Here is a 26,427-nt window from a genome sequence, read left to right on the forward strand (position 1 = left end):
AAACCTTTTCGTTCGTTATTTGAATCCCCAGTGAATTCGCCTGAATCAACTGGCAGCGCAGCTTGCATTCCAGACAGGAAGAAAAGCTGCACAACTCACGGGAGTGAGCTGTGACAGCCTTATCATCTGTAAGTCTGGCTCGGAGGACTGTGATTAACCCAGTCGTGCTTCGAGGAAGTTTACCAGCATGTCGACAGTGAACAGATCCTGCATGTTTTCGACTTTGGGGTCGTCTGCAAAGGAATCGATGTCTGCATGTGGCATTTTGGCGCGGAGTTCGGCGATACCTGCTTCAGTGAATTCACCGTCTTTGACAAAGCCTGAGTCGGAAGAAGCGATATTTTCCGGGAACAGTTCACCGCGTGGAATTTTGATATCAAATGCTTTTTCCAGACGGAATGCGATATCAAGGAAGTCGATAGATTCAGCACCCAGGTCACCCATCAGAGTGGCTTCAGGCACTACTTCGTCATCATCCAGTCCGAGCGCGTCAACCAGTGTTTCACGAACGGAATCGAAGATTTCATCTCTAGTTGGCATTTCAATACTCCTTGGTTCGACCTGCTGGCCGATAAGTCCCGCCGACCCAGCCTGATTTAAAACTATTCGGCGAGAAGAATAGTTTTGACAGTTCTTGTGATGCGGTAAGTCGAATTGACCCAATTCTGAAGACTACCGATCACACTTAAAAAAATGTATTTTTCAAAACGACGACGAGCCGCTTCGAATCAACTTACTTAAATTCCACCTAATGTTAATCCGCCGTCCACAGCCAGTGTCTGGCCAGTGACATAGGAAGCCTCTTCTGTAGCGAAGAATAATACTGCATTGGAAATATCTTCAGGAAGCCCCAGGCGTCGAGAAGGAATGTGTTTTTTGATCTGATCGCCGGCTGCATTTCGCACATCGACGGTCATGTCTGTTTCAATGAAACCCGGGGCAACGGCATTCACGGTCACACCGCGTTTGGCCAGTTCGGTCGCCAGGCAGCGAGTGAAACCGATGATTCCCCCTTTGCTGGCAGCGTAGTTTGTCTGGCCGGAATTACCAAAGTGAGCAGCGACACTGGACATGTTGATAATGCGACCATAGCGTTTCGACATCATCGGGCGTGTGACTGCCTGACAGAAGTTGAATACGCTGGTGAGGTTGGTGTCGATCACAGCCTGCCAGTCTTCAGCAGACATGGTTGCCAGCAGACCATCCCGGATAATGCCGGCGTTATTGACCAGAATGTCAATTTTTTCCCACTTTTCCATGACCTGCTCTACAACAGCATCTGCATCTGCTTTGCTGGCGACATCTGCCTGAATGGCAAACGCTTCGCAGTTCTCAGCGGCGAGGTCTTTGACGATCTGTTCGGCGGCTTCCGCACTGGAACGATACACAAAGGCAACCTTTGCCCCTTCACGGGCCAGGGCTTCCACAACGGCTTTTCCAATACCGCGGCTGCCACCGGTTACCAACGCTACTCTTCCTTCCAGTTTCATTCCTGTTTCCAATCTAGTTTTCTTTATGTGTGTTTGTAGTTAATGTGTACGTCTATGCTCGAGCAGAACAGTCTGCCTCAGGATGCAGTCTGTCTGCTGGGATTCCAGAGCTGTCGAAACTGAGTCTGCAGATCCTGAATCCGTGCCGCATCGGTTTCCGCCATGGAGGGATTCTTGTCGACCAGATTAAACTGTTCCAGAACAATCCGACCACTGACGGCGGCTTCCCCTTCCACCTGGCTGGACGCTTTTAATGTGCACAGGTTGTCTTCCCATTTCTGAATACTCAGCGAGACACGCAATTGCTTTCCCGGAGTGACAAAACTGTTAAAGCGAATCGCTTTGGTTTGCTTCAGCAGAATGGTGCTGTATTGAAAGTCGTTCGTGTACCGCATCAGCCAGGCACCGGCCTGAACGATCGATTCCACCATTAATACTCCCGGCATGACGGCAAAGCCCGGAAAATGGTCTTGAAGATATTCTTCTGAAAGAGAAAGGTTTTTGACAGCCGTAATCGACTTTCCTTTCTCCATTTCTAAAATTTGGTCGACGAGCGAAAAACGCATGCCTGTAAAATCTCGCTACTTGTCTGGAAGAGGCTGTAATCAGGTTAACCGGTGATTAAGAACTATTGCTGGCTGATCAGGTTCTCAAATTTCCTGGCGGTGGTCAAACCGGTTTAATACAGAAACCCCTATCGATGATCGAACCGACTAAACTTCATTCGATTCTTGAGAGTCATTGGAAACGTGGCAGTATAATTCCCCGATACCTGTTTCTCAAGCTAGTAGCGCGGCTGTCCATCCTGAAATCATGCGAATTTTCGACGTTTTAATTGATTGTTAATTAAGTGTATATATAGCAATAGTTTATATCGCTCGTTCGTGGTGCCGTTATTGAACTCAATCAGGGACAATATGGAAGTTCGCTGACTGATTACCTCAGGAAACGTCGGTTTTTGAAGGATCTTTTTGACAGCCTGCTGATCCTGACATAGGTTTGAACAGTGTTTTTTGCAGTTTTCTCACACAGAGAACTGTGTTTTTGAATACGTGGAATTCCTGACAACAGGTTTATTGATATGAATATGGTAATTGATGCTCTGTCGGCAGCCGAAGTTTCTAAGCAGGCCAGAGAAACGACTGACAACTCTTTTGAGACCCAACCAGTTTCCTTTCGAAAGTGCCGTCAGCGTTCAGGGCTTCCCCTGAAGCATCGTAGACCTGCATCGGGACGCACCTGGAATTCCGTGCTGAGTAAGGCGCGAGCTGCTGCAAATTCTGAGCAAGTCTCGGAAACGGAAGCTGAAAATACCGACCATGCTGTTGTGGAAACCCGGTCTTTTGACCGTCGTGCCTGTCCCAGACATTCCAGCGATGCCATTGTTCTGGCGCTCAATAAAGATGATCATCGACCTGTCGGAGCAGGTTCCCATCCGGCACAAAAGGGCTACGCGATCAATGTCAGTCAGAATGGGATCTCATTTGCTTCCCGTTCAGCATTTCAACTGAGTGATGAATTAGAGTTAACCGTCGAAGATGCATCTCTCAATTTTATGTTGAATGTTGCTGCAACTGTAGTGCGTTCGACAGCTCTGGACCAGGAGTTCTGGCGCATTGACTGCAAACTGCAAAGTCCTCTTTCTAATGAGCAGGTGGCCCATTTAAAAGAGCATGCCCCTTCCTGTTACGTTGGCTGATTTTTCAGTTTTGTTGCGGAGGGACACCCAGCGACTTACCTCCGTCGATACGAATTGCAGTTCCTGTAACCATTAACGCATCCTTGCTGGCCAGGTAACAAATCGCAGAGGCGACTTCCTGAGGGCTGATCATGCGTTTGTTTGCAGCAGCGATCGGACTGGCGCGGATCATGGATTGAATCAGTCCTTCCGGATCAGCGGCGCTGGAGATGTCGGCGTTCATCATGCCTGTTTCGCCAACGGGGCCCGGACAGACACAGTTGATACGAATATTGTCTTTTCCGTGGCACAAGCCCAGGCTCTCCGTTAATGCGACAACCGCATGTTTACTGATGGAGTAAACCGGATCATGGGCACGGGGGAGCAATCCAGCGTTGCTGGCCGTGTTGACGATGGAACCTCCTCCGGTTGACAACATGTGACGGATTGCGTGCTTGCAGCCCAGAAAAGTGCCTTTCAGATTTGTATCGATACAGGCATCCCATTCTGCTTCAGTCACATCATGAATGGGTTTAACCATGCCGATTCCTGCATTATTGACCAGTACATCAATGCGGCCATGTTGATGGACCGCCTTTTCGATTAATGCCTGGATGTCAGCTTCCTGCCGAACATCGCATTTCACTTCCGTGATTCCCAGTCGTAAAAACATTTCCTGGTTCTCGGGCAAATGGTTCAAGTCGCCTGCAAAGACCTGAGCGCCGGCTTCTGCCATCATGATCGCGGTGGCACGACCAATCCCATTTCCGGCCCCGGTGATGACCACAATCTGATTTTCAAACTGATATTGATTCTGCATGAACTGCTTTTCCTGGGTTTTGACAGTAAGTGAGGTGTAATTATGTATATTTTTGGGGGTCGGGGTTCACTTCATAATAAGAAGTCGTTTAATGATTTTAAGGGTTATATGGGTTGTGAATTCCTGTAAGTGTAAATATGGCAGTTGGTTACATGGTTTGTTCTGTTTAAGGTATTCATGCGGATGTATATGAAATCGTTGATATTATCATTGGAAAAAATGTAAAATCGGGTATCCTATAAACAGTTAATTCCAATAAAATAGAGATATTACTCAGAGACTCGCGAATGTTTTCGCTTTTGAGTCGGTTATTACAGTAGCGAAGCTGTCTTTATTTCGCAATTTGTTCTTGGGAACGGAATTACGATATCAAGGCGAGCAGACTGTTCGTTCTATCATTTTTAATGTAGTGGAGAACAAGATAATGCGTCGTTTTTCTAAACAACTCAGTGTTGTTTTAACCATGTTGATCTGTGTCGGTAGCTGGGTATCCATCGCGGGTGCTGCACCTCCGGAGAGCAGAGCGAAGACTTTTTCTACGGGCGCATTCGATCCCTTTGTTGACTACATTAATGGGCGCATTCGTCAGGGGTGGGAAGATAATGAAGTAGAACCTTCTCCCGTTGCCTCTGATGAAGAATGGTTACGCCGCGTCCATCTGGACCTGATCGGCAAGATTCCTTCCGCAGAGGAAGTAGAGCAGTTCAGTAAAGACCGCGACACTGCGAAGAGATCAAAAGTAATCGACAAACTGCTGGAAGATCCTGCATACGTACAGAACTTTACGAATGTCTGGACCAACCTGCTCATCGGTCGTCGTACTCCACGACGGGTGAGCCGGAGCGGAATGCAGAAGTTTTTACGCGAAGCGTTTGCAAAAAATCGACCCTGGGATGAAATCGTACAGGATCTGGTGACTGCAGAAGGACATTTTGAAGAAAACGGTGCAGTAAACTATCTCTTGGCACAGATGCAGAATAATGACGAGGCCGTTCAGGTAACGGCGTCTACTACTCGCCTGTTCCTGGGGATTCAGGTGCAGTGTACTCAGTGCCACAACCATCCGTTCAATGACTGGAAACAGAATCAGTTCTGGGAATACAACAGTTTCTTTCGTCAGATGCGTCGTGTCAACCACCGCAAGACTGATCCTAAAACAGGTCGTCAGGTGGATGATTACTCTGAAATCGTCGCGACTGGTTTTAACGGACCCGTGTATTACGAAAAACGGTCCGGTCTGATGCAGGTTGCTTACCCGATCTTTGAAGATCAGAAAGTAGATCCTCAGGGTGGTGTCGAACGCCGCAAGGAATTTTCCAAGCTGATCGTCCAGGGGGATAAACCTCTGATCGCGACCGCGATTGTGAACCGGATGTGGGGTTATTTCATGGGATATGGTTTTACCCGTCCCGTTGATGATATGGGCCCTCACAACCCGGCATCACATCCGGATCTGTTAAACAAAATGGCAGAAGAACTCGTGAAGAAAGATTACGATCTGAAACAGCTGGCACGCTGGATCTGTAATTCTGAAGCTTACAACCTGACAAGTCAGTACAGTCGCAATAATGAAATCGACAGTCCTGAGCGAGGAGAAACCCCTCTCTTCTCGCATATGTATGTTAAGAACATGACGGCTGAGCAGCTTTATGATTCACTGATTGTGGCAACCGGTGCTCACAAATCAGGGCAATCAAACTGGGAACGTGCTGAGCAACAGCGTCGTCAGTGGATGAATCAGTTCATGGTCGCTTTCGATAATGATTCCGGCGATGACTCTACTACGTTCAATGGAACCATTCCACAGGCTTTGATGATGATGAATGGTGAACTGACCAAAAACGCGATCAATGCAGATCGTGGCAGCTACTTATATGAGCTTTTAAATGAAAAGGGTAATGATCAGGTCAAGATTCGTAAAATGTTTCTGTCCACATTAAGCCGTTACCCGGATCGTCGGGAAATCAACAGTGCACAACGTCTGATTGGTGGTACGCCCAACAAACTGGCCGCTTACCAGGACCTGTACTGGGCACTGTTGAACTCCAACGAGTTTGTATTCAATCACTAAAATCTGTCGTCGATATCGATACAACTTCACACAACCTTTATCACAAAAATCAACTAAAGAGGCCTTAACAATGACTATTCTGAATCCTTACGGAATGACGCGTCGCCACTTTATGAAGCATGTTGCCGGTGCAGCGACTGCGATTCCCACGATGCAATTTCTGTCGCATCTGGAAGCGAATGCCAGTCAGGTCAAAAAGCAGCAGAAAGCCTGCATCCTGATCTGGATGGCAGGGGGACCTCCTACAATTGACATCTGGGACCTGAAGCCAGGTTCAAAAAATGGTGGCGAATTCAAGCCCATCAGCACCAAGGGTGATATGCAGATTTCTGAGCATATGCCCAAGACAGCACAGGTCATGGAGAATCTGTCACTGATTCGCTCTATGAGTACACGTGAAGCGGATCATGCTCGTGGTACCTATTATATGCACTCCGCTTATGTGCCTAACCCCACCGTTGTGCATCCTACATTTGGTTCGGTTGTCAGTTATGAACTGGGCGCTCGCCGCAAAGAACTGGACATCCCCTCTTTCATTTCAATCGGCGGCAGCCGTGGAAGTGCGGGATTTCTGGGAATGTCCCACTCTCCGTTCGTCGTTTCCAGCAATGGAACGATTCAGAATGCGGAGATCGAGACGTCAGACCAGCAGCGACTGGGACAGCGACTCGATATGCTGCAGGTGCTGGAGTCAGGTTTCATCAAATCCAAGCGAGGTGAATCTGCCAACTCTCACAAAGATATCTACAAGAAGGCCGTCAACCTGATGACCTCCAAGCAGATGGAAGCGTTCAAAGTGGATCAGGAACCTGCTGCTTTGAAAGAAGCGTATGGAACCGGTAACTTCGGTCAGGGACTGCTGCTGGCTCGCCGTCTGGTGGAAGTAGGGGTACCTTTTGTTGAAGTCTCCGCTTCAGTCGGAAACTGGGACCTTCACCAGGGTGTCTTTGATTCCCTGAAGACTCAGAACCTGCCACAGCTGGATATGGGGATTGCCACTCTGGTTAACGACTTGAAGCAACGTGGAATGATTGATGACGTGACCATCGTCTGTATGGGCGAGTTCGGCCGTACGCCGCGTATTAACCAGAACGTAGGGCGTGACCACTGGGCAGCCAGCTGGACAGCCATGATTGGTGGTGGCGGACTCAAAAACGGTCAGGCCATCGGTAAAACCGATGCGGATGGTATTGGAATCGAAGGTAAGAGCTATCTGCCCGGTGACCTCTGGGCAACCGTTGCTCACTCTCTGGGAATTCCTCTGGACATCGTACACACTTCGAAACGTGGTCGTCCCATGAAACTGGCCAATGGCGGAACTCCAATCAAAGAACTGATTGGTTAATTCCTTTCGACTGTAATCGAAAGACAATTTTTGGAGCCGGAAAACAGCGGATGCTCGAACAGGGTTTCCGCTGTTTTACTCTCGGCTGCAAACAGGTGAAGTCAATCTGCATTGAAGTAATGAATTGGAACTACATTGACAAGTTCGACTGATCAACCTGTTTTTCCGGAAACGACTTCGGAACAGGGCCGCGAATTTATTGCCTTGTTCACAAAGCACCAGCGACGGATTTATCTGTATATTCTCTCGATGGTACCCTATCCATCAGAGGCTGAAGAGATCTTGCAGAATACCAATCTGATCATCTGGAAGAAGTCCCAGCAGTTTGAGGTCGGAACCAATTTTTTTGCCTGGGCCTGTCAGATTGCTCATTTCGAAATCCTGAAATTCAGAAAAAAACGGGGGCGGGACAAGCATCAGTTCAGCGATGAATTTGTTTCGCAGGTGGCCGAAGCCGTCAAGGAAAATCAGGATGTCTTTGAGTTAAGACGAACCGCATTAACCTTTTGTCTCAGTAAATTGAGAAAGAAAGATCGAGAGTTGATTCAAAGACGCTATCAGGGAGATAACCAGGGGAAAGACCTGGCTGACGACCTGGGGCGCCCGGCCAATTCAGTGTATCAGTCACTGGGCCGTGTCAGACGTACTTTATTCGAATGCATTAATCGTTATATCGCTTCAGAGTCCTATAGTCATGAGTAAGAAAGAAGTAGAATTAGCTGAGCTTTCCTTGCTGATGGAAGCATTATGCGAAGAACGCCTTTCGGAGTCAGAGCAGGCACGTCTTGAAGAAATCGTGCTGTCCGACCCCGATGCGATGCAGTTCTATTTGAACTACTCTCACCTGCACGGCACGCTGCACTGGGATCAGGGGCAAGGGGCAGAAATAGAAGTCCCTGAAGCAACTCCCGTTTCTGAAACAGAGTTACCAGTTACTCTGGATTCTGCTCCTGTTCGGAGAAGAAAATATCTGGTGCCCGGTCTGACAACAGTCTGCACATTGGCCTTGATTGTATTTATCTGGACTGCCTGGGTCCGAGAGCCAAAACAGTCTGTGGTGGTAGAAAATCCCGTCGACCACAAGGAGACAAACGGCTTTCAAAAAAACGATGATTTACAACTGGCTGAACAGAATCATTCGCACCGCTCGATTCAGATCGAAGCTTCGCAGCATCCCATGTTGCAGGCGCAACAGAACGACCGTCTGAACTCTTCAGGAAATCAACCACTGGTTGCCGTCAAACCGGAACGACTGCCTCCTGTGGAAGCACTGCCTGAGTCTGCTTCAGATGAAGCCATTGTGACGTTTATCAATCATCGCATTCAGGATGGATGGAAAGCTGCGAATATTGAGCCTTCCCCTTTTGCGACTGATGAAGAATGGGTCAGACGTGTTTATCTGGATGTGATTGGCCGCATTCCCACAACTGTCGAAGCAGAACAGTTTTTGAAATCGACTCAACCCGATAAGCATCAGCAGCTGATCCGGAAATTGACTTCAAATCCGAGTTATGTAACGAACTGGTCAACCATCTGGACACGACTGTTAATCGGTCGAACGACAACGCGTAATATTAATCGGCGGGCACTGCAGGATTTCCTGGTTCAGAGTTTTGCAGATAATCGTTCCTGGAACGATATCGTTTTTGATCTGGTTTCTGCAGAAGGTGACGCCGATACCAATGGGGCGACTAATTTTCTGCTGGCACATTTGAATAACGAAGCGGTGCCGGCAACCGCGATCACGACACGTCTGTTTCTGGGAACGCAGATTCAATGTACCCAATGTCATAATCACCCGTTTAACGATGCTACACAAAGCCAGTTCTGGGAAATCAACAGTTTCTTTAAACAGACAAAAGTGGTTCGTAAAAAAATGCCGGCCAAGTCCGGAGAAAAGCAGGCAACCCAACTGACTCTCGTCTCTCTTCCCAAAGGGGGGACAACTTTTTATGAGACGCGTCAGGGACTGATGCAGCCGGCATATCCTAAATATGCCGGTGTTAAAATTTCAGATGCTCCCAGTGTCAACCGCAGGCAGGAACTGGCAAAACTGATGACCTCGGGAGATAACCAGCAGCTGGCTCAAGCGATGGTTAATCGTATGTGGGCTCACTTTTTCGGTTATGGATTTACCAGACCCATTGACGACATGGGTTATCATAATTCACCAACGCATCCCGAACTGTTAAACGAGCTGGCTCATCAGTTTGTTGACAGTGGGTATGATATTAAACAATTGATTGAATGGATCTGCCTGTCAGACGCCTATCGTCTGAGCAGCCAGTTTGTTGCTCATAACCAGTCTGATAATCCGGATGATGGCAGCACCCCTAATTTCAGTCGTATGTACGTCAAACAAATGACTGCAGAGCAGTTATATGACTCGTTGCAGGTGACGGCCAATCCTGCTCTGGTTGTGACTGATTATTCTAACGCGTGGAATAAGATGCAGAAGCGCGATCAGTGGTTGCAGCAATTTGTTTACACGCATGAAAATGAAGAGAATGATGAGACAACTACGTTTGACGGGACAATTACCCAGGCTTTAACCATGATGAATGGCTCGCTGGTGAAGAACAGTCTGGATGTGAAACAGGAAGGAAGCATACTCGCTTCAGTGCTGAAAGAACGCAGCCCCGATAACAGAATTAAAAAAATGAGCCTTGCTGCTTTGACGCGTTACCCCTCAACGAAAGAGCTTGCAGAGTTAAAGCGTCTGGTGAAAGAGCGAACCCGTTATCTGACCTCTCAAAACGTCCCTCCACAAACTGCCGTTCAACAGAGCTACCAGGATGTTTACTGGGCTTATCTGAATTCGAATGAATTCATTCTGATACACTAAATCGAATGGCATTGAGATTGGCTCCCTTCGATGTTCTGCCCCATCCATTCGGCCTGGAACACGTTGCGTATACCGGGAACGGGTTCAGGTTATCTCCCGCTTGCAGATTCATTTCGGAACTGTTATAGCAGATCGCTGCCGTTATTTTTGAATCTGAAGACGCTACGGTAAAACTGGATCCAGTTTAGGAGCAGGGGAGATCTATGTCCGACCGTTTGTTTAACAAAGTTGCTGTCGTTACAGGAGCGAGCAGTGGAATCGGTCATGCCATCGCTGAGTTCTATCTGAACGAAGGGGCCAAGGTCGTCGCGTTTGCCCGGCGAGTGGAGCTTCTGGAAGAACTGGAAGCTCGTTTTCCTGCCCGCACGCTGGTTGTAGACGGTGATGTCACCAGCGCTTCAGACTTGAACCGATTGTCATCAGCCACCGAACGGCGGTTCGGCCGCGTTGATATTCTGGTGCCCAATGCGGGTCTGGCTCGTGTAATTCCAATAGAAGATTCAACTCGCGAAGCAATTAACGAAACATTTGATGTGAATTTTCATGGGGCCTTGCAGACGGTTCGCACATTTCTGCCTGTCCTCAATGAGAAGGCAGCCATCATTTTTATCACAACCTTTCTGACGCAGGTGGGCTTTCCTGGTCTGGCAGCTTATTCTGCTTCGAAAGCAGCTTTAAAGTCATTGGCGCAGACTCTGGCTGCTGAACTGGGACCTCGCGGAATCCGGGTCAATTCAATCGCTCCGGGACCGGTGGCAACTCCTCTATGGGATTCGGTTGGACTGAATCCCGAGCAACTCAAGTCTGTTGCTCAGACAGTCAGTTCAAGATTGATTCCGGGAAAATTCAGTCAACCTGAAGAGATCGCCGAGGTCGCTGTGTTCCTGGCTTCCGATGCGGCTCGGAATATTTTTGGTCAGGAAATCGTCGTGGACGGCGGATATACAGTCGGCTGAAACTGACTGATCATTTTACGAATGTTGATGCTGTGTCGTGGCGATGGGGCCCGGATTTTTCTCCAGATAGGAGTTCAGAGTTCGCGCCTGTTTGGGGGTCAGAGAAACACACATTTCGCATCCGGTCGTATACTGACCCAGTACAGTCAGTTCCTGCCACATGACTTTCACGGTGGAGTTGAAAAGGTGTTCGCCCGAGTGATGCACCTGGATTAAAAGTGTTTCACCAATTGATAAGGGCAGATCCAGCAGGATACGAATTCCATCGAGTGAAACATCATACAATATTGCATTGAGTGGTTCACTGCCCCCGTTTTCTCCAGAACGAAGCATACGGATTTCAGGACCTGCCTGCAGTCTCTGGTGCAGCCTTCGCTCTTCACCCGAACGTCGGTTAGTGGATTTTCTCCGGTCAGTCATGAACTTTTCCTGCTGTCTGTCTCAGGCATACCGGCTCTGACTGGTCAGGTGGTATGTGCTGTAAATCAATGGACACTCTGCAAGACAAGTATAGGTCCTGAGATCTACCGGCAGGTTCGTGAGTCCGAAAAAACAGGGAGGAGTTCCACTGAGAGTCTGACTGTATCAGTTTTGCGGCTTTACCGGTTTGAAAAGCGGCATGATCTCATTCAGATTATCCTGTTCACACAGCAAAATGACTGTGTCACCTGCCTGGATCTGATCATCGGCGCCGGGAACTCTGACACAGTCTTCTTTCACGACTGCAGCGATGAGCGCCTGCCTGAGTTTAAGATCTTTCAGACGTGCTTGTGTGATGGGAGTATTTTTTCTGACCTCAACTTCCAGAATTGCAGAATTGCCTCCGCCGATTTCGGAGTGACTGATGACGGGACCCGACTGCACCATTCCCATGATCTGACGCGTAATGACTTCCCTGGGGCTGACTGCGACGTCGATACCCAGTTTTTCCAGTACGTTCGCATAATCCGGGCGGCGGACGATACTCATGATACGGTCGGCACCGAGTTCTTTGGCTTCCACTCCACACACGATATTATCCTCATCACGACCGGTTGCCGCGATGAATACATCTGCTTTTCCCACGCGCGCTTCTTCCATTTCCGTACGACGCGTTGCATCGGCGTGCAGCACCGTAGTGGAGTCCAGATGTCGTGAGAGAAAGTCGCAGCGTTGAGGGTCTGCTTCCAGAATAGTAACTGAGTATTCTTTCTTCTGTAGAATTCGTGCGAGGTTGAAGCCGATATTTCCACCCCCGGCAATGATCACCCGAAATTTCAAGGCCCGTTTGTGCTGGAACATGCGGTGTACCTGATCGATATTTTCCTGCGTTCCGATGAGGGTCACAATCTGGCCGGCTTGAATGAGGTTATCGGCACCTGCGATGGATGTGTTATTGCCGTCGGAGATCAATCCGACGCGTACTCCACTGGGGAGTTTGAGATTTTTCAGTTCGATGCCGTCGGCTTTCACGCCAGGTTGTACATCCAGAACCTGGATGACCACTTCACCCCGCGCAAAGTTCTCGACGGCAAACATACCGGGTTCACCGATTTCCTTCGCCAGTTCCAGCGCTGTGAGATACTCCAGACTCAGTAGTCGGTCAATGTTGAAATGCCGCTGGTAATCGAACGTACTCAAATTCAGATAGGCATGATTAAAGACACGGGCGACACAGCGACGCGCACCCATTGCTTTAGCGAGACAGGCTCCCACCATATTGACTTCGTCCTGGCTGGTGACTGCCAGACAGATATCGGCACCCAGGACGCCTGCCTGAAACAATATTGCAGAGTCACAGGCAGAACCACAGATTGTCTGTACGTCGACGCGCTCTTCAATCAGTTCCAGCGCGGCCCGTGATTTATCAATAATCGTGACGTTGTGTTGCGCGGCGCAGAGAGTATCGGCCACAAATGTGCCTACGGTTCCTGCACCCATAATAACGATGTTCATATTTTACTCGACAGACTTCTGTTCTATGGACAAGCCCCACCGGCAGGGCAGGGAGTCAGCTGCTTGCGCTGCGATAGCTGTTTAATGACCATTTGAAGATATAACGTGAAAGAAATAACATCAGTAGTGTAATTGAAACGGAAACCAGAGTAATCCACGATGGTTCCAGCGCTTTGGAAAGCAGCTGACGTGCAGGGACGGTGACAACAAGCAGGATCGGAATGACATAAGAGAAGGCAAATCGCAGGATTTCACCGGTCGGCGAGCCACTGTAGATACTCCGCGGATATCGTGCAAAGACTGTAATGTAAAACCAGAAATCATACAGTCCCTGATTGCGGCCGAACCAGATACTGCTGCTGGCCAGGGCGATCATCAGACTGTAGAAAAACGCGACTCCTACAGCCAGGAGCAGGCAGTACATTAATATCTGTCCGGCTCCCAGAATGCAGCAACTGAAAATCGTAAGCCATTGTCCAGATTGAACCATATTCTGAATGAGTTGGATGGCAGTTTCCACATGGACTGTATGCGACAGGGAGTAAAACAAAAGCGCCCCGGCCAGCAGTACCTGGTTCAGCATCGCCAGATTCACTTTTTCGAAAGAGACCAGGAACTGGGTATCGATCGGTTTTAACAGCACAAAATCCAGATTCCCGTTTCGAATCAATTCGCTGAAATTGGCACAGTTCGGCATAAAGAACGTTTCCACGAAGGCGTTGATCAGCATGCCTGTCGCCATAAAGGCGAAGTATTCCTCGCGAGTCCAGTCGTTGATTGAATTAACATTTCGATAGATGATATCAAATAAGATCAACTGGGCCGCAAACCAGAATCCGCGCGTGACGACAGTAATCAGCAGGTTGCCGCGGAATGTCATTTCACGAATCAATGAATTACGGAGGAAGGTGATCCAGACTCGCCCGTAATGGGGACGGGGGCTACTTGCCATTAGATGAAATACTTTCTACGCGAATCAATCTCTGGTAAATCACTGCTGTTCATAGTGTTCCTGTTATCGATCTGTATTTTATTCGATTCCCGTCGAGAAGTCTTCTCCAGCCGGTCATTCTGAACAAGTAAAGTAGATATGAGTGTTAAACTGTTCGGAATAAAGGGCTTGCAAAGAACGTTCCCAAGCGGTCGTTTAAAGAAAAAATCCCGTTTCCTGGTAAAAACTGGTGGGAAAATGAGCTCGATTTCTGAGAGAGTTCAGTGATCGAGTTTTTTGTCGTGTAAACTTTGGGAAAGGCTCTGTTATCTGTCTGGCTGAATCTGAAGGTATGAGTAATGAACAAAATCACTGGTATTTCTCTCACAAATTGTAATGGTTCCCGCATTCTTGTATTGGGATTATTGATTTTTTTTGGTGCGAGTCACCAGCCAGCTTCAGCACAGAATGACCCTTTTGCTTCCGGGGACGATCAGAAACAGTTGTCTCCACAGCAGCAGGAAGCAGATGCCCAGGAGATGTTGAAGGGGGTTGAAAAACTGGTTCTCTCTCAACAGAAGCGGGTTGCAAAGGAAGTGATTCGCAAATATCCCAAATCAGAAACAGCCAAGATCGCTGAATTGATTCTGGAAGAGTACAGCCGCTTTGATCGACTGAAGGAAGCGGATGAAGCTGCCGAAGCTGCCTGGAAACAGGAAGTGCGAAATCACTGGTTTGTAGAACGAAATCCAGTTCACAATTCCTGTTTTTTCACGATTCTGGAAGGAACGCAGGTTCAGCCTGCTCAGATCGTCAATGCATCAAAGACACCAGTGTTGTATGAAATGAAAGGCCCATCAATGCCTTGGAATGGTCCTTACCGGTTACGGGCCAATGAATCGCATGAATTTAATTACCCCGTTCAGCTCCGTTACTTTTCGGATGAGGGGCTCATTGTCAAACAGCTCTCACAGGGCCAGACGCTGCAGCTCAACGAAAATAATACTCTACATATCAAATAATTATATGGGTCTTCTAAAAAAATATTAGATTTCTACTTCAGCAAATTGATGAAAGTACGCACTCGATCTTGAGAGTTACAGTTTGTAAGTGATTTGAAAGTCACGTCTTAAACTGTTTATGGTTCTTCTGATTGCTGCTCTGTTCAAGCAACCCATCTAATAGAGAATTCCCCTTTTCGTCTGTTGAGATTGTCGCTATACTCCGCCTGCATTTCTCTTCTACCACCGGTAGAACTCCTCTCTCAACGTTCAACTTTTCTACTCCTCTCCCTACTACTTCAGTCACAGCAACTTACTGCTGCGGTTCACAATAAGGAGCCTCGCAGGTGAGGTTATTTATTCCATTATCAATACAACGCTTCCTGTGGGGAGTGCTGGTGAGCGCTGTTAGTGCCAATCTGGAAGCACAACAGTTTGCCAGTTCACAGCCATTTATGGCTCCTTCTCCTTATGCAACTGACCATCAGTTAAACCAGGGACCAAGCCAGGCGCAGCTTTATCTGCAGAACCAGTATTCGAATCGACAACAGAATCCGATTCAACTGGGAGTCCCTTTGCATCAGGCGGAATCAATGGGAGCTGCCGAAAGACAACTGGATATCACCCGCAACTTACCTCCCCTCTATTCCCAATCCAGAAAAGAATCTGATTTCACGCAGAGCCGGATTCAGCAGGTTAATGCTTCTCAGCCAGCGTTTCCTCACGCTTTTGATTCTTATCCGGAAGATCCTGAGTATCCCGAGTTCGATACGATGACCGAACCTGAGGGTGTCTACTCGGATTCCATCGAACAGTTATGTGCGGAGAGCTGCTGGGGCTGGACAGTCTTACCCACTGACCTGCTCTACAAATCCTATCTTGCGGGGCCCAAAGAGCCACGAATGGCATTAGCCATCCTGCATGAGAAGGACATAGGCTGGCAGATGGAACTCGAGGCAGGGGCGCGAGTTGGTATTTTAAGATACGGTTCATTAAATGATAATGTGCTGGAAGGCTGGCAGCTGGATGTCGAAGGAGCGGGACCTCCCCGTTTAAACATGGAAGAAGAAATGGATCTGGAGGCGGCTGATTTTCGCGTCGGGGTACCATTGACCTGGCGACGGGGTGCGTATCAGGCGAAGTTTGCGTATTATCATACAAGCGCCCACGCCGGGGATGAGTATATTCAACGGAATCCCGGTTTTCAGAGAATCAATTATGTACGTGATGCGTTTGTTCTAGGCGGTGGTTATTTTCCCGATCCCGATTTACGACTCTACGCCGAAATTGGTTATGCCTTTAATACGGATGGCGGTGCTCAACCCTGGGAACTTCAGTTCGGTGTCGAATTCAGCCCCATTGAACACTCCGGGTTTTATGGAGCTCCCTTCTGGGCAGTCAACGGTTACTTGCGCGAGGAAGTAAACTGGGGCGGTAATGTGAACATCATGGTCGGCTGGCAGTGGCGCGGCGATCGGAACAATCATCTCTTCCGAATCGGATTGCAGTATCTGGATGGAAAAACCATGCAATACGAATTCTTTAACAACTCTGAACAGTTTGTGGGTTTTGGTACCTGGTACGATTTTTAGCGAAACTGTATCACTGTACTGTTTCCATGGCTGCACGGAGTCCCCTGCGTCCCCGCCTGGCGAATGAACCCACTTCCTTAGGAAGCGGTTGCTGCTGCTCGCCATCCTTGAAAACTCTGCTATAATGACGCTTTACATCTAAATTGAAGCGTTTAATTGTTGTGGAGAGATACAAAGCGGATGACCGGGGGAAAAGTCTATCTAGTCGGTGCAGGTCCCGGGGATCCCGGTTTAATCACCATTAAAGGTATCGAGTGTCTTAAACAGGCTGATCTGATTCTGTATGACGGGCTCGTCAATCCCCTTCTGCTGGAACATGTCTCTTCTGAAGTGGAGCGTACCTGCCGTGTAGCCGATGGTTGCAAAAATCGGCGTGTTCTCAAACAGGACGAAATCAACGAACGTTTAATTGCCGCAGCTCGAGAAGGAAAAACGGTAGTAAGGCTGAAAGGGGGAGACCCTTTTATCTTCGGTCGAGGCAGTGAGGAAGCAGCGGCACTGCGTGAGGCTGGAATCGATTTTGAAATCGTTCCCGGGATCACCGCGGCAACTGCGGCTGCCGGCTACGCAGGCATCTCGGTTACACATCGCGCGCATGCTTCAGCGGTTGCTTTGATCACAGGACACGAAGATCCCACAAAACCGGATTCTTCCCTGGACTATGCTGCGTTGAGTCGCTTTCCTGGAACGCTGGTATTTTATATGGGGTTGCACAATCTCAGTCAGATTGTGAGTTCATTAATCGAAGCAGGTAAATCAGGAGAAACACCGGCTGCCGCCATTAGTCGTGGTACAACACCGTTTCAAAAAACGGTTCAAACTACTTTGCAGGATTTACCCGAAGCAGTGCAGAAAGCAGCACTGGTTGCACCATCGCTGATCGTGATCGGCGAGTGTGTTACGCTGCGGGATCAGATTGCCTGGTTCGAACAAAAGCCTCTGTTTGGGTTGCGGATTGGTATTACCCGGTCCGAAGAACAGTCCGAATCCGAAATACAGCAGGCAATCCGCCTGGGCGCACAGCCTGTACTGTTACCGACCATTGAAATCAGCAAACCAGCTGACTGGGCTCCCGTGGATCAGGCAATTTCGCGACTGGATCAATATCAATGGCTGGTCTTTACCAGTGCCAATGGTGTGCGGTATTTCATGGACCGTCTGTGGGATCTCGGTTTTGATTCCAGGCAGCTGGCTCATTTAAAGATTGCCACGATCGGTCCCTCGACGGCGGAGGCACTTCTGGCATATCGACTGCGGGCTGATTTGATACCTCCTCAGTATCGGGCAGAAGCACTCGCAGAAGCACTGAAACCATTGGTGGCTCATCAGAATCTACTCTGGGCAGGAGCGAATCGAGGGCGAGAAGTGTTACAGACCGAACTGGCAGAAGTCTCAGCGACTGTGGAAAAAATAGTGGTTTATGAAAATCATGATATCGCTGCCTGGGATGAAGAAAGCCTGAGACTGCTGGAATCAGGTGAAGTTGACTGGGTGGGATTGAGCAGCCCTTCGATCGCCCGAAATTTTGCGAGTCTGTTAACAGACGCAGCAAGATCTCAACTGGGAAAAACGATCAAACTGGTCAGTATCAGTCCGGTCACAAGCCAGGCCGCTTTGGAGGTAGGATTGCAGATCGACACGGAGGCAAAAGATTACCACTGGGATGGTATTTTCACAGCGATTCAGGAATATACAGCTCTTAGTTCGTGAATCCAGGAACCAGTTTCAGTGGTTAAATCGGATAAAAAGGTTGCTATTGACCTGAATTGAAATATTTACGATATTGCCCACCCTGGAATTAAGGAATGATGACTCTGCTTCAAGAAGTTCCTTGATTCCCGCACGTAAATTTCTGAATCAATAATCACATTGTCAGGCCAGGGAAGGCTAAACTGATGCGATTTCTCAAACGTGGACTCAGCTATCTGACCATTGCCAGCTATGTTGGCATACTGGTATTCGGTATCCTCTGTCATACCTTTACTTATCGAACCGGCAGTCATCCAGGCATGTATTACATTGTCTGGGATATGTTCTGTGGCTGGTCTGCCTATTCAGTCCGAACACATATTATCGGCGAAGGCATTAGTGGTAAGTTCTACGAGTTGTCTCCTGGTCCCTGGGGTGATTTTTATCCTTACGGCAAGCTGGGGCGACGTCACTACGATACCACCGGCGATGCCTGGGTTCGGATGGCGATGAACACCCTCGATAAGACAGAGCATGAGCCGATGCTGCGAATTCTCTGTATCGAAGAAACCTGGTGTAAAAAATATAATCTGCCCGAGATGGTCTGGGATCAGCGTTACGAAGAACCAAAAGATTTCCGTAACTATTATCGTTTGCGAAAAGTGATTACTCCCGAAGGAGTGGTGGCACAATCGTACGTTCCCTGGCTGACGCGACAGGTGACTCTGCAGATGAATGATAACCCGCGCCTGGTAGCCGAAATGAATCGTGGCCGCCCGTTTTTCGCAGCTTCAGTAGGTAGCCAGGTCGAGGCCTCGGCACCACCTGAACATAATCCGAATCTGCCCGTTCATCTTGCCTCGCCAGTCGGTAATTAATCCGGATTTCCGCGAGTTCCATACGTTTCGAGACGCTACTACAAACAGGATTTCAAGCATGGATGCCCCTGAAGTGATTTCAACAGCTAATAATTCGATCCGTGATCGCTTCCAGAATTTCTTTTTTGCCAAAGAAGTTCCTTACGGACTGGCGATAGTACGAATGCTGCTTCCACTGATTCTGCTGGGAACGGTCTGTACCCGCTGGTCATTTTCACGTGAATTATTCTCAGCGGATGGAGCACCCGCTCCACTGGCGGACATATTTCAATACTACAACTATCTGCCTGTTTTGCCGGGAACCGTTGTCGTGGGACTGTTTGCAGCCCTCGGGTTTTTCCTGTTCTGCAGCAGTATTGGCTGGATGACCCGCTTCTCTCTGATCGCTTCCATGGTTCTTTATACTTATTTCTGTTTCATGGACTGCATCAGCATGGCGACAAAATACTCTGTCATTGCCACACATGCCTTGTTTTTACTGTCGCTTTCTCACTGTGGTGCCATCTGGTCTGTTGATAGCTGGTTGAAAGCCAGAAAACAGAAGCAATCGTGGCCTCAGTACACAAAATACGAATTACCTCGTTTCGAAATCTGGCCACAAAGATTGATGCAGATTCTGATTTGTCTCGTCTACTTTGGGGCGGCGGTCACAAAAATGCATACCCCTGGGTATCTGGAAGGGGATCAGATCAACTACTGGGCAATGTCGCGCTACAATAACCCTCACCCGGTAGGAGAATTTATGACACTGTATCCGATTTTATTGTCGGTCATGTCCTATATTGCTTTGATCTGGGAAATTGCATTCGTGTTCGTTGTCTGGCGCAAATGGGGGCGGATGATTGCACTTGCCATGGGGACCGCGTTTCATATTGGAACCTCATTTTCACTGGGACTCTATATCTTTCCCATGGTTTCGATTTCAATCTATTTCTGTTTTCTCAGTACGGCTGATGTCCAGTGGATCTCTGCCCGCTTTCGCAGGGCGTATCGAAAAGGGGGCTGGATTTATCAGTTTACAACAGAATTTCGCCAACTGGTAGAACGGCTTCGCCCGCAATCTCTGGCAGCCTGGAAGTCTCCCGCCGCCTGGTCAACGGGGATCGCAGCTGTATTGGTTCTCAGTATTTATGTTGAACATCAGCAGGATCGGTACGGACTCAGACGGGCAGAAGGAAAGATGACATTACACGAGGTTGAACCTGAACTGGTTGCTGAAATGATGGGACCGGAACAGGTCATGCGCGTGAAAGACAAGTTTCTTTCTGTTGATATCGGAACGCAAATGGCCGGTGGCTGGATTATCGATCGCAAGCAGGAATTTAAAGCGGGCGAAATGATTCTTGTGCAATGTGCGCTCAATCCGCCCCATGAAGACCTCTGGATTGATTGTCATTTTTGTGAAGAGTCTGGACGCATCGTACAGCGGACCGGACAGATTGCCCCGCGTGAAAACATGCGGGCAACTTTTCAGGTTTATCCTCCCGAAATTCTGGAACCTGGTAATTACTATGTCTCTATCAAATCCAAGGGGAAGGAAGTGATGAGACGTTCCATCACATTGCTTCCCAAACTGTCACCGGTTGCGAATTAGTCGATTGTAATTCCAGTTTATTCAGATCTTTCTTCCTCTGAGGACACGAGTCGACGAATCACTTCTGTGAGCACTGATTCAACTTCAGGTGCTACCAGGCTCGCACGGGGGCTCGATTCATATCCTCCCTGGGAGTATGCGATTTCGGTACAGATATAACCAGGGCCATAGTCACCATAAGCTGCCAGACAGACGCTTTGATGGGGCGCGAATTTCTGAGCCTGTAACTGATATTCAATAAACAGTTCGCCGGGCAAATGGAGTATGGATGCCGTTTTCAGGTGCAGGCAGGTGATGGGAATCTGATGTCCCTGCGAGGCGCGCTGATACCAGACAAGCTTAAATGCAGCAGAGGAGCGTTCTTTAGCGGTCTTCTCCGGATCAGCTATCGTTGCCTGTAACTGTTTCGGATCCAGGTGTGGCGAGACAGGCAACGCGGTCATTTCTGTTTTCCAATGTAAATCTGCTGCTGTGATTGGCGTTTTTTTCTGACTGTTAAATGCAGCCTCCATTCCTCGCTCGACTCGCTGAGCCAGGATCGGCCTCATTCTGGTAGAGCCGTCGTTGTATTTCCCTGCAGCGATATTCCCTGCAGCGCCGTTGAAATAAACGTTCAAGGTTCCCGGTAAAGATTTGTTTCGCGCTTCGCGCGCCATTCCCGTAAATTCATAGTTCACATCACCCTGGCCGTAATAACTCTGAGGATGTGTGGCATAATAATTCAGTACAGCCACAGGTTGGTCCTCATTCCAGAAACAGACGCATTTGAGCCAGGGGTCTATGACTCCTTCCGGCGCATTAATGGCCTCCGGAGATTTTGATTTACTCCAGCGCATCAATCGGACTTTTCCATCTGCTCCCAGCAAACGGCGATTTGAGGCGACCTGCTCAACTTTTGCTTTCCCGATACCCAGATGAGTGACGGTTTGAGGGGTTTTTAATCCGGAGCGAATGGCACTGGCAACCTGTGAAATGCACTGTATGCCATATTCATTGTCATAGTTTTTTCCGCCGAGCCCCTGTTCTTCCATGATTTTACCCGTCGCGAAATCAATGCGAGGAGCATCGTGCTGGTGTAAAGAATGAACGGCGACACGTACTGGCGAAGTCCCGGCGGCTTCAGCAAGTTTTTCACGCCAGGTGTCATAGCCCTGATTTCCAATGCCAATGGCATCGACAGCACATAAGACGACCGGTTGTTCATCGGAAAGCAGAACCACACCTCGTGCATAAAGAGGAGTTACAATTTTCCGGGCTGGGGCATAAGCAACGGGCACGCCAATTTTGGGAGTGACATCTTCATTGAACGTCACGATTTTCAGATTCCCTGCCCACAAGCTCTGTTCAAATCCTGCGAACAGAATGACCCCAGGCAACAGAGCCAGAAATAAAAAGCGATGAAACAGGTTGGAAGGCATGTGATTGATTCCCGGCAGTCTGAGGAGGGCGTAAGGTAAAGAGGGCGTTCGGATTGAGTTTCTACTCTTAACTTAATCAGCACCCTCGATTCAGACAAGCGGGTGAGTTCCGGTCACAACTCTGGTTTCTATCTTTAGACTGCTATTTTAAGTCGATCCCGGGATCGGATTTTGAAACGATTCTGGTGCAAGAACCATGTCATACGAGTGAGGTTCTGATTTGATGTTCTCCTGCTTCATGATCGAGTTTTGGAGTTTTTTTAAATATTTTCGCAATTTCCTCTCTCTCTGTTACGTCCTATCTTCCAGACAACGAGCCAAAAAAACTATACTGAATTGTATAAACCCTGAATTTAACGCTTTTTACGTGAATGTCCTGTTTGCCGTTCATTCTCAAAATCGCGCAGGGTACAAAATAATGTACGGGATGGCGACTATTTAAACTTTTGAGTCTTCAACACTGCAAAACACAATCAAAGTGACTTTGGAGACACTACAATCAACCTGGTTACAGGCTAAGGGTGGGTTATATGCGATATCTGAGACGCGCACCTCGTTTTCTGCTGTTTTCTATCATCGCCTGTTTCTATCTGGGTTTACCGGTTAGCTCACATGCACAATCGACTGTAGAGGCCGATAAGCCGGCTGCTACTACGGATAAAAAGCAGGATGACTGGGATCGTCTGATTTATGTCCCGTTCAAAAACATCAAGGATGTATTCGATAAATCAGATGCCACGATCTTTATTCCCTACCTTGAGTATCTGGAACTCTGGTCAAAATCAGTGGGAGCAGGCACAGAGAACAGCTTGAAATTTCCAGCGAAAGCTGTTGTCACTAGTTCCAGCTATCAGGCAAAGATTGAAGAGAATGTCGCCCGAATTCAATGTGACCTGACAATCCAGGTCCTGGGGGATCCCTGGGTAGAAGTGCCACTGCAATTCGGTGACGCCGCCATTGGAAAAGTCAGCTCTCCCAAATCAAAAGTGTTTTTAAGAGGAACCGGAAAAGGCAGCTATACGCTGTTACTCTCCGAAAAAGGGGAGCAACAGGTGCAGATTGAACTGCTGACGCGAGTGAAGAATTCACCCGAGGGGCGGAGTATTCAATTCGTCTGTCCGACAGTCGGAATTACAACTCTGGAACTGTTGATTCCCGAGTCTGATCAGACCGTTAAGATCACCCCGCAACTGGTGCGGCTGCCTGCCAAGTCGCCTGCTGATGCCACTCTTGTGAAATCCACGCTGGGTGCCACCGATCAGATCAGTGCTCTCTGGTATCCCCGTGAAAGTTCAAAGCCGGAAATGGATCTGTTAGCCAGTGTTGAAAATTCAACTCTGGTCTCCATTCGGGATGGTCTGGTCCATACTCAGACTACATTGAAATACGATGTACTCAGGGGCGATATGCAGACGGCACGTATTACAGTCCCTCTGAATGATCGTATTCTGGATCTGTCTTCTTCCAATACCAAGATCAAGAGCTGGAAGGTTGAGAAAAAATCAGATCAGCAGGTGGTACTGATAGAGTTTCTCAATAAGTTACAGAGCGGGGCATCCATTCAGGTTCACACCGAAAAAGAAATCCCTGAGGAACCATTTCAAATTCTGGGAAAATCCGATTCTGCGACTTATGGAATCCATGCCCTGGATGTCATTCGGGAAAGCGGTCAGATTGCCATCACCCCAGGTGAAAGCATGACCTTTACCGTGACTGAAACATCGGGGGTCACACGAAGTGAAACTGCTGGAATTCCCGAGAGTATTCAAAGGCCGGATGCCGTCTACTATCGCTTCTTTAATCCTTCGGCCCGATTGCAGATTAAAGTGCAGCCTCTGGAAGCTCGAATCTTTGTGAACCAGTTGAGTGAGTGCAGTTTTGGAGAAGATGAAATCCGACTGGGAGCGCAGCTGACATATGACATTCAGCGTGCCGGCATTTTTTCGTTCCAGTTGAAAGTTCCGGAAGAACTGGAGATCGATTCCGTCAATGTGCCGGGCTTGAAAGAATACAACTTTGATAAGCAGTCACGATTGTTGACCATTGCTTTACAGCAGAAATATCAGGGGAATCTCAAAGTACAGATTCGTGCGCATCGGGACTTTAAAAAAGCCGATCAAGAATCGACGGTAAACGTCCCCTTGCTTGAGCCGGTCAACGTGGAACGGGAAACAGGACAGGTCGCCATTTTTGCACCTGAGGCAATGGAACTGATTATCAGCAATCCGGATGTCGTTGGTGCCCAGCCGTCAACATCCTCAAATCGTCTCAAGTCCGGAAATCTTTCACTGGCTTCCATGTGGGATTATAACCGCCGTCCGGTAGAGATTCCGGTTCAGATTCGTATCCGGCCGACACGTCTGGTCGCGGATGTGGCAACCAGTATTGATGTGAAAGAGCAGATCGCAGAAGTGACGACCCGGATCAATTACCAGGTTCAGTATGCCGGGGTCGACACATTCCGATTTGCAGTTCCTGAAGCAATTGCGGATCTGGTTCAGATTCGATCACTTTCACCGGCACCGGCGCCTTCGATAAAGCAGAAAAGTCGGGCCGAACAGGCCGTCGATGGGTGGGTGGTCTGGACAGTAACCACACAACGGAGCGTACAGGGGCCTTATAACCTTGAAGTACGCTATGATATTACTCCCGGATTACAGGCGACCGTCGCCAACCCCGTCGTTGCAGAAAAAGCAGCTGAAGATGAGGAAGAGAAAACAGAGGAAGATAAAGCTGAGAAACAGAAACCCGCTGAAGCCACAGCCGGGGACATCGCATTAAAAGAGGTCGCTTTGTCTCCCGTCAAAGTTCTGGGCCTGGTTAAGAACGAGGGGGACTCACGATCGCGTGAGGTTGCTCTGTCACGCGTCTATGGTGAAATTGCAGTCCGAAAGTCGAAGATGCTTTCTGTAACAACATCCGACCTTGATGAGCAGCTGGACCCCATTGATTTGCGGGAGCTCAAACTTCTGCCTCAGGATGGATTTCTGGCATTTCGTTATTTCAATCAGCCGGTGACTCTGTCACTTGCTTCGACCCGACATAAAATCCAGGAAGTGGTTGAGACGATTATTCTCAAATCACTAGTGGAAGTTGTGGTCAGCAAAGAAGGGCGGTCCACATATCGCTGTCGCTATCTGATGAAATCCAGTGAACGTCAACAGTTGAAAGTCGCTTTACCTGCGGGGATGGAACCACTGAGTATCACAGTCGCAGGTCAGCCTGTACCACTGGAGAAGGCCGATCAGAGTCAGGATGAAGAGGGGTGGGCAAACTATTTTGTGAACGTTGCCCGTGATCAGGCCTCGGATCAGTCTTTCCTGGTCAGTCTGCTGTTTACGAAAGCTGTTCCCCGGATTTCGGATTCTTTCGGCGGAAACCTGAATCTACCTCTTCCCCAGGTGGGTGGCGTCAGCGGCGAAAACGTCGTAGTCCAGCAGTTGAAAACTGCCATCTGGGTACCCGATCAGTATGCTCTGGTAAATGTTTCGGATGAATTTCAACCGGAATTCGAACCTTACATGGACGGGATCGTTCCTCGACGGGGAGGCACGAATGTTTCTGGAACACACTTCGATTCCTGGATTGGTGTTTCCTCCGGATCTTTAATCGACTTTCCCACAGAAGGGCGCGCCTTTACCTATACGCGACTGGGTGACAGCAGTGAGATCAGTGTTTCCTGGTGGAAACTTTCATTTGCTACCTGGATCTTAAGTGGTGCTCTGGTCGTCATCGCCTTCGTAATGCGAAAGACGCCTTGGGAAAACAAGATTGGGGTACTGATTTTTCTGGCATTCATACTGGCCATGATCGGATTGACGAATGCAGATCTGGTATTGCATGGGCTGTATGTCGCCCGGTTTGGAATTCTGACGTTAATAGCAATCTGGATTTTGTATGGCCTGGCAGGACTACGGTCTGTGAATACAGCACCCCAGGCTGATAATCAGGTCACTTCCAGAGCACAGACAGCGGCAGTGATCCCACCGCCGGGAGTCTTCGATGAATTCGAACAGGATCAGGCCGACGAAGAGAAGTAATTTCTGACCGTTGGATGTTGCAGGCAAATTAAGAGTTTTTGTATGAGTGACTCACTTCATGAGGTTCGCCATGAGATTGAATAAAACAAGTTCCGCTGCCAAAACAATTTCTCTCAGGCGAATTAAATGGTGGCAGAGAGTGCT

Annotated in this window: 20 protein-coding genes; 12 read left to right on the top strand and 8 right to left on the bottom strand. The window is 48.6% G+C overall.

The window, feature by feature from the left end; genetic code table 11:
• Positions 1–153: 153 nt before the first annotated feature.
• From ACN0YN_RS12055 to ACN0YN_RS12065, 3 genes are all read right to left on the bottom strand, one after another.
• A complete protein-coding gene (locus ACN0YN_RS12055) occupies positions 154–540 on the bottom strand; it encodes an acyl carrier protein (protein WP_417385254.1) in 387 nt (128 codons plus the stop codon).
• A 197-nt stretch (positions 541–737) separates the two neighbouring features.
• Positions 738–1,490, bottom strand: a complete 753-nt coding sequence (gene fabG / locus ACN0YN_RS12060) for a 3-oxoacyl-[acyl-carrier-protein] reductase (RefSeq protein WP_417385255.1) — start codon at positions 1,488–1,490, stop codon at positions 738–740.
• A 77-nt stretch (positions 1,491–1,567) separates the two neighbouring features.
• Positions 1,568–2,056, bottom strand: a complete 489-nt coding sequence (locus ACN0YN_RS12065) for a 3-hydroxyacyl-ACP dehydratase FabZ family protein (RefSeq protein ID WP_417385256.1) — start codon at positions 2,054–2,056, stop codon at positions 1,568–1,570.
• Between the two features lie 515 nt (positions 2,057–2,571).
• Here ACN0YN_RS12065 and ACN0YN_RS12070 point away from each other — a divergent pair.
• The gene (locus ACN0YN_RS12070) at positions 2,572–3,189 is read left to right on the top strand and encodes a PilZ domain-containing protein (RefSeq protein WP_417385257.1); all 618 of its coding nucleotides are present in this window, start codon (positions 2,572–2,574) and stop codon (positions 3,187–3,189) included.
• Between the two features lie 4 nt (positions 3,190–3,193).
• Here the strand turns inward: ACN0YN_RS12070 and ACN0YN_RS12075 are convergent, their stop codons facing one another.
• The gene (locus tag ACN0YN_RS12075; protein ID WP_417385258.1) at positions 3,194–3,988 is read right to left on the bottom strand and encodes an SDR family NAD(P)-dependent oxidoreductase; all 795 of its coding nucleotides are present in this window, start codon (positions 3,986–3,988) and stop codon (positions 3,194–3,196) included.
• A 424-nt stretch (positions 3,989–4,412) separates the two neighbouring features.
• On the opposite strand from ACN0YN_RS12075, the gene ACN0YN_RS12080 reads away from it, so the two are divergent.
• The 5 genes from ACN0YN_RS12080 to ACN0YN_RS12100 all read left to right on the top strand — a co-directional run bounded on the left by ACN0YN_RS12080 (position 4,413) and on the right by ACN0YN_RS12100 (position 11,205).
• Complete coding sequence (locus tag ACN0YN_RS12080; protein ID WP_417385259.1) at positions 4,413–6,059, top strand: DUF1549 domain-containing protein; 1,647 nt, start codon at positions 4,413–4,415, stop codon at positions 6,057–6,059.
• A 70-nt stretch (positions 6,060–6,129) separates the two neighbouring features.
• Positions 6,130–7,404: a DUF1501 domain-containing protein gene (locus tag ACN0YN_RS12085; RefSeq protein ID WP_417385260.1), complete on the top strand. Its 1,275-nt coding sequence runs from the start codon at positions 6,130–6,132 to the stop codon at positions 7,402–7,404.
• A 135-nt stretch (positions 7,405–7,539) separates the two neighbouring features.
• Positions 7,540–8,106, top strand: a complete 567-nt coding sequence (locus tag ACN0YN_RS12090) for a sigma-70 family RNA polymerase sigma factor (RefSeq protein WP_417385261.1) — start codon at positions 7,540–7,542, stop codon at positions 8,104–8,106.
• The gene (locus ACN0YN_RS12095; protein WP_417385262.1) at positions 8,099–10,249 is read left to right on the top strand and encodes a DUF1549 and DUF1553 domain-containing protein; all 2,151 of its coding nucleotides are present in this window, start codon (positions 8,099–8,101) and stop codon (positions 10,247–10,249) included. Before ACN0YN_RS12090 ends, ACN0YN_RS12095 begins: the two co-directional genes overlap by 8 nt.
• Before the next feature lie 203 nt (positions 10,250–10,452).
• Positions 10,453–11,205 (top strand): SDR family NAD(P)-dependent oxidoreductase, encoded by a 753-nt coding sequence (locus tag ACN0YN_RS12100; RefSeq protein WP_417385263.1) that lies wholly within the window; start codon positions 10,453–10,455, stop codon positions 11,203–11,205.
• A gap of 15 nt (positions 11,206–11,220) precedes the next feature.
• On the opposite strand, the gene ACN0YN_RS12105 is transcribed toward ACN0YN_RS12100, so the two are convergent.
• The 3 genes from ACN0YN_RS12105 to ACN0YN_RS12115 all read right to left on the bottom strand — a co-directional run bounded on the left by ACN0YN_RS12105 (position 11,221) and on the right by ACN0YN_RS12115 (position 14,092).
• Positions 11,221–11,625 (bottom strand): PilZ domain-containing protein, encoded by a 405-nt coding sequence (locus tag ACN0YN_RS12105; RefSeq protein ID WP_417385264.1) that lies wholly within the window; start codon positions 11,623–11,625, stop codon positions 11,221–11,223.
• A gap of 165 nt (positions 11,626–11,790) precedes the next feature.
• The gene (trkA, locus tag ACN0YN_RS12110; RefSeq protein WP_417385265.1) at positions 11,791–13,140 is read right to left on the bottom strand and encodes a Trk system potassium transporter TrkA; all 1,350 of its coding nucleotides are present in this window, start codon (positions 13,138–13,140) and stop codon (positions 11,791–11,793) included.
• A gap of 55 nt (positions 13,141–13,195) precedes the next feature.
• The gene (locus ACN0YN_RS12115) at positions 13,196–14,092 is read right to left on the bottom strand and encodes an ABC transporter permease (RefSeq protein ID WP_417385266.1); all 897 of its coding nucleotides are present in this window, start codon (positions 14,090–14,092) and stop codon (positions 13,196–13,198) included.
• A 338-nt stretch (positions 14,093–14,430) separates the two neighbouring features.
• Between ACN0YN_RS12115 and ACN0YN_RS12120 the strand changes: the two genes are divergently transcribed.
• From ACN0YN_RS12120 to ACN0YN_RS12140, 5 genes are all read left to right on the top strand, one after another.
• The gene (locus tag ACN0YN_RS12120; protein WP_417385267.1) at positions 14,431–15,093 is read left to right on the top strand and encodes a hypothetical protein; all 663 of its coding nucleotides are present in this window, start codon (positions 14,431–14,433) and stop codon (positions 15,091–15,093) included.
• A gap of 326 nt (positions 15,094–15,419) precedes the next feature.
• Positions 15,420–16,664, top strand: a complete 1,245-nt coding sequence (locus tag ACN0YN_RS12125; protein WP_417385268.1) for a DUF1207 domain-containing protein — start codon at positions 15,420–15,422, stop codon at positions 16,662–16,664.
• 180 nt (positions 16,665–16,844) lie between these two features.
• On the top strand, positions 16,845–18,374 hold the full coding sequence (gene cobA, locus ACN0YN_RS12130) for a uroporphyrinogen-III C-methyltransferase (protein WP_417385269.1): 1,530 nt from the start codon (positions 16,845–16,847) through the stop codon (positions 18,372–18,374).
• 185 nt (positions 18,375–18,559) lie between these two features.
• On the top strand, positions 18,560–19,231 hold the full coding sequence (locus ACN0YN_RS12135) for a hypothetical protein (protein WP_417385270.1): 672 nt from the start codon (positions 18,560–18,562) through the stop codon (positions 19,229–19,231).
• Positions 19,232–19,289: 58 nt separating this feature from the next.
• Positions 19,290–20,825, top strand: a complete 1,536-nt coding sequence (locus ACN0YN_RS12140; protein ID WP_417385271.1) for an HTTM domain-containing protein — start codon at positions 19,290–19,292, stop codon at positions 20,823–20,825.
• 17 nt (positions 20,826–20,842) lie between these two features.
• On the opposite strand, the gene ACN0YN_RS12145 is transcribed toward ACN0YN_RS12140, so the two are convergent.
• The gene (locus ACN0YN_RS12145; protein ID WP_417385272.1) at positions 20,843–22,243 is read right to left on the bottom strand and encodes a hypothetical protein; all 1,401 of its coding nucleotides are present in this window, start codon (positions 22,241–22,243) and stop codon (positions 20,843–20,845) included.
• A 530-nt stretch (positions 22,244–22,773) separates the two neighbouring features.
• Here ACN0YN_RS12145 and ACN0YN_RS12150 point away from each other — a divergent pair.
• Positions 22,774–26,283 carry a hypothetical protein gene (locus ACN0YN_RS12150; protein ID WP_417385273.1) on the top strand — a complete coding sequence of 1,170 codons (3,510 nt, stop codon included), beginning with the start codon at positions 22,774–22,776 and terminating at the stop codon, positions 26,281–26,283.
• Positions 26,284–26,427: the final 144 nt, after the last annotated feature.

The organism is Gimesia sp. (genome assembly GCF_048260065.1).
GTDB lineage: Bacteria > Planctomycetota > Planctomycetia > Planctomycetales > Planctomycetaceae > Gimesia.

Coding starts and splice junctions, on each gene's coding strand:
- trkA (WP_417385265.1), bottom strand. CDS start 13,140: ATGAACATCGTTATTATGGGTGCAGGAACCGTAGGCACATTTGTGGCC.
- ACN0YN_RS12075 (WP_417385258.1), bottom strand. CDS start 3,988: ATGCAGAATCAATATCAGTTTGAAAATCAGATTGTGGTCATCACCGGG.
- ACN0YN_RS12055 (WP_417385254.1), bottom strand. CDS start 540: ATGCCAACTAGAGATGAAATCTTCGATTCCGTTCGTGAAACACTGGTT.
- ACN0YN_RS12140 (WP_417385271.1), top strand. CDS start 19,290: ATGGATGCCCCTGAAGTGATTTCAACAGCTAATAATTCGATCCGTGAT.
- ACN0YN_RS12080 (WP_417385259.1), top strand. CDS start 4,413: ATGCGTCGTTTTTCTAAACAACTCAGTGTTGTTTTAACCATGTTGATC.
- ACN0YN_RS12120 (WP_417385267.1), top strand. CDS start 14,431: ATGAACAAAATCACTGGTATTTCTCTCACAAATTGTAATGGTTCCCGC.
- ACN0YN_RS12135 (WP_417385270.1), top strand. CDS start 18,560: ATGCGATTTCTCAAACGTGGACTCAGCTATCTGACCATTGCCAGCTAT.
- ACN0YN_RS12105 (WP_417385264.1), bottom strand. CDS start 11,625: ATGACTGACCGGAGAAAATCCACTAACCGACGTTCGGGTGAAGAGCGA.
- ACN0YN_RS12150 (WP_417385273.1), top strand. CDS start 22,774: ATGCGATATCTGAGACGCGCACCTCGTTTTCTGCTGTTTTCTATCATC.
- ACN0YN_RS12100 (WP_417385263.1), top strand. CDS start 10,453: ATGTCCGACCGTTTGTTTAACAAAGTTGCTGTCGTTACAGGAGCGAGC.
- ACN0YN_RS12070 (WP_417385257.1), top strand. CDS start 2,572: ATGAATATGGTAATTGATGCTCTGTCGGCAGCCGAAGTTTCTAAGCAG.
- fabG (WP_417385255.1), bottom strand. CDS start 1,490: ATGAAACTGGAAGGAAGAGTAGCGTTGGTAACCGGTGGCAGCCGCGGT.
- ACN0YN_RS12065 (WP_417385256.1), bottom strand. CDS start 2,056: ATGCGTTTTTCGCTCGTCGACCAAATTTTAGAAATGGAGAAAGGAAAG.
- ACN0YN_RS12085 (WP_417385260.1), top strand. CDS start 6,130: ATGACTATTCTGAATCCTTACGGAATGACGCGTCGCCACTTTATGAAG.
- ACN0YN_RS12145 (WP_417385272.1), bottom strand. CDS start 22,243: ATGCCTTCCAACCTGTTTCATCGCTTTTTATTTCTGGCTCTGTTGCCT.
- ACN0YN_RS12095 (WP_417385262.1), top strand. CDS start 8,099: ATGAGTAAGAAAGAAGTAGAATTAGCTGAGCTTTCCTTGCTGATGGAA.
- cobA (WP_417385269.1), top strand. CDS start 16,845: ATGACCGGGGGAAAAGTCTATCTAGTCGGTGCAGGTCCCGGGGATCCC.
- ACN0YN_RS12115 (WP_417385266.1), bottom strand. CDS start 14,092: ATGGCAAGTAGCCCCCGTCCCCATTACGGGCGAGTCTGGATCACCTTC.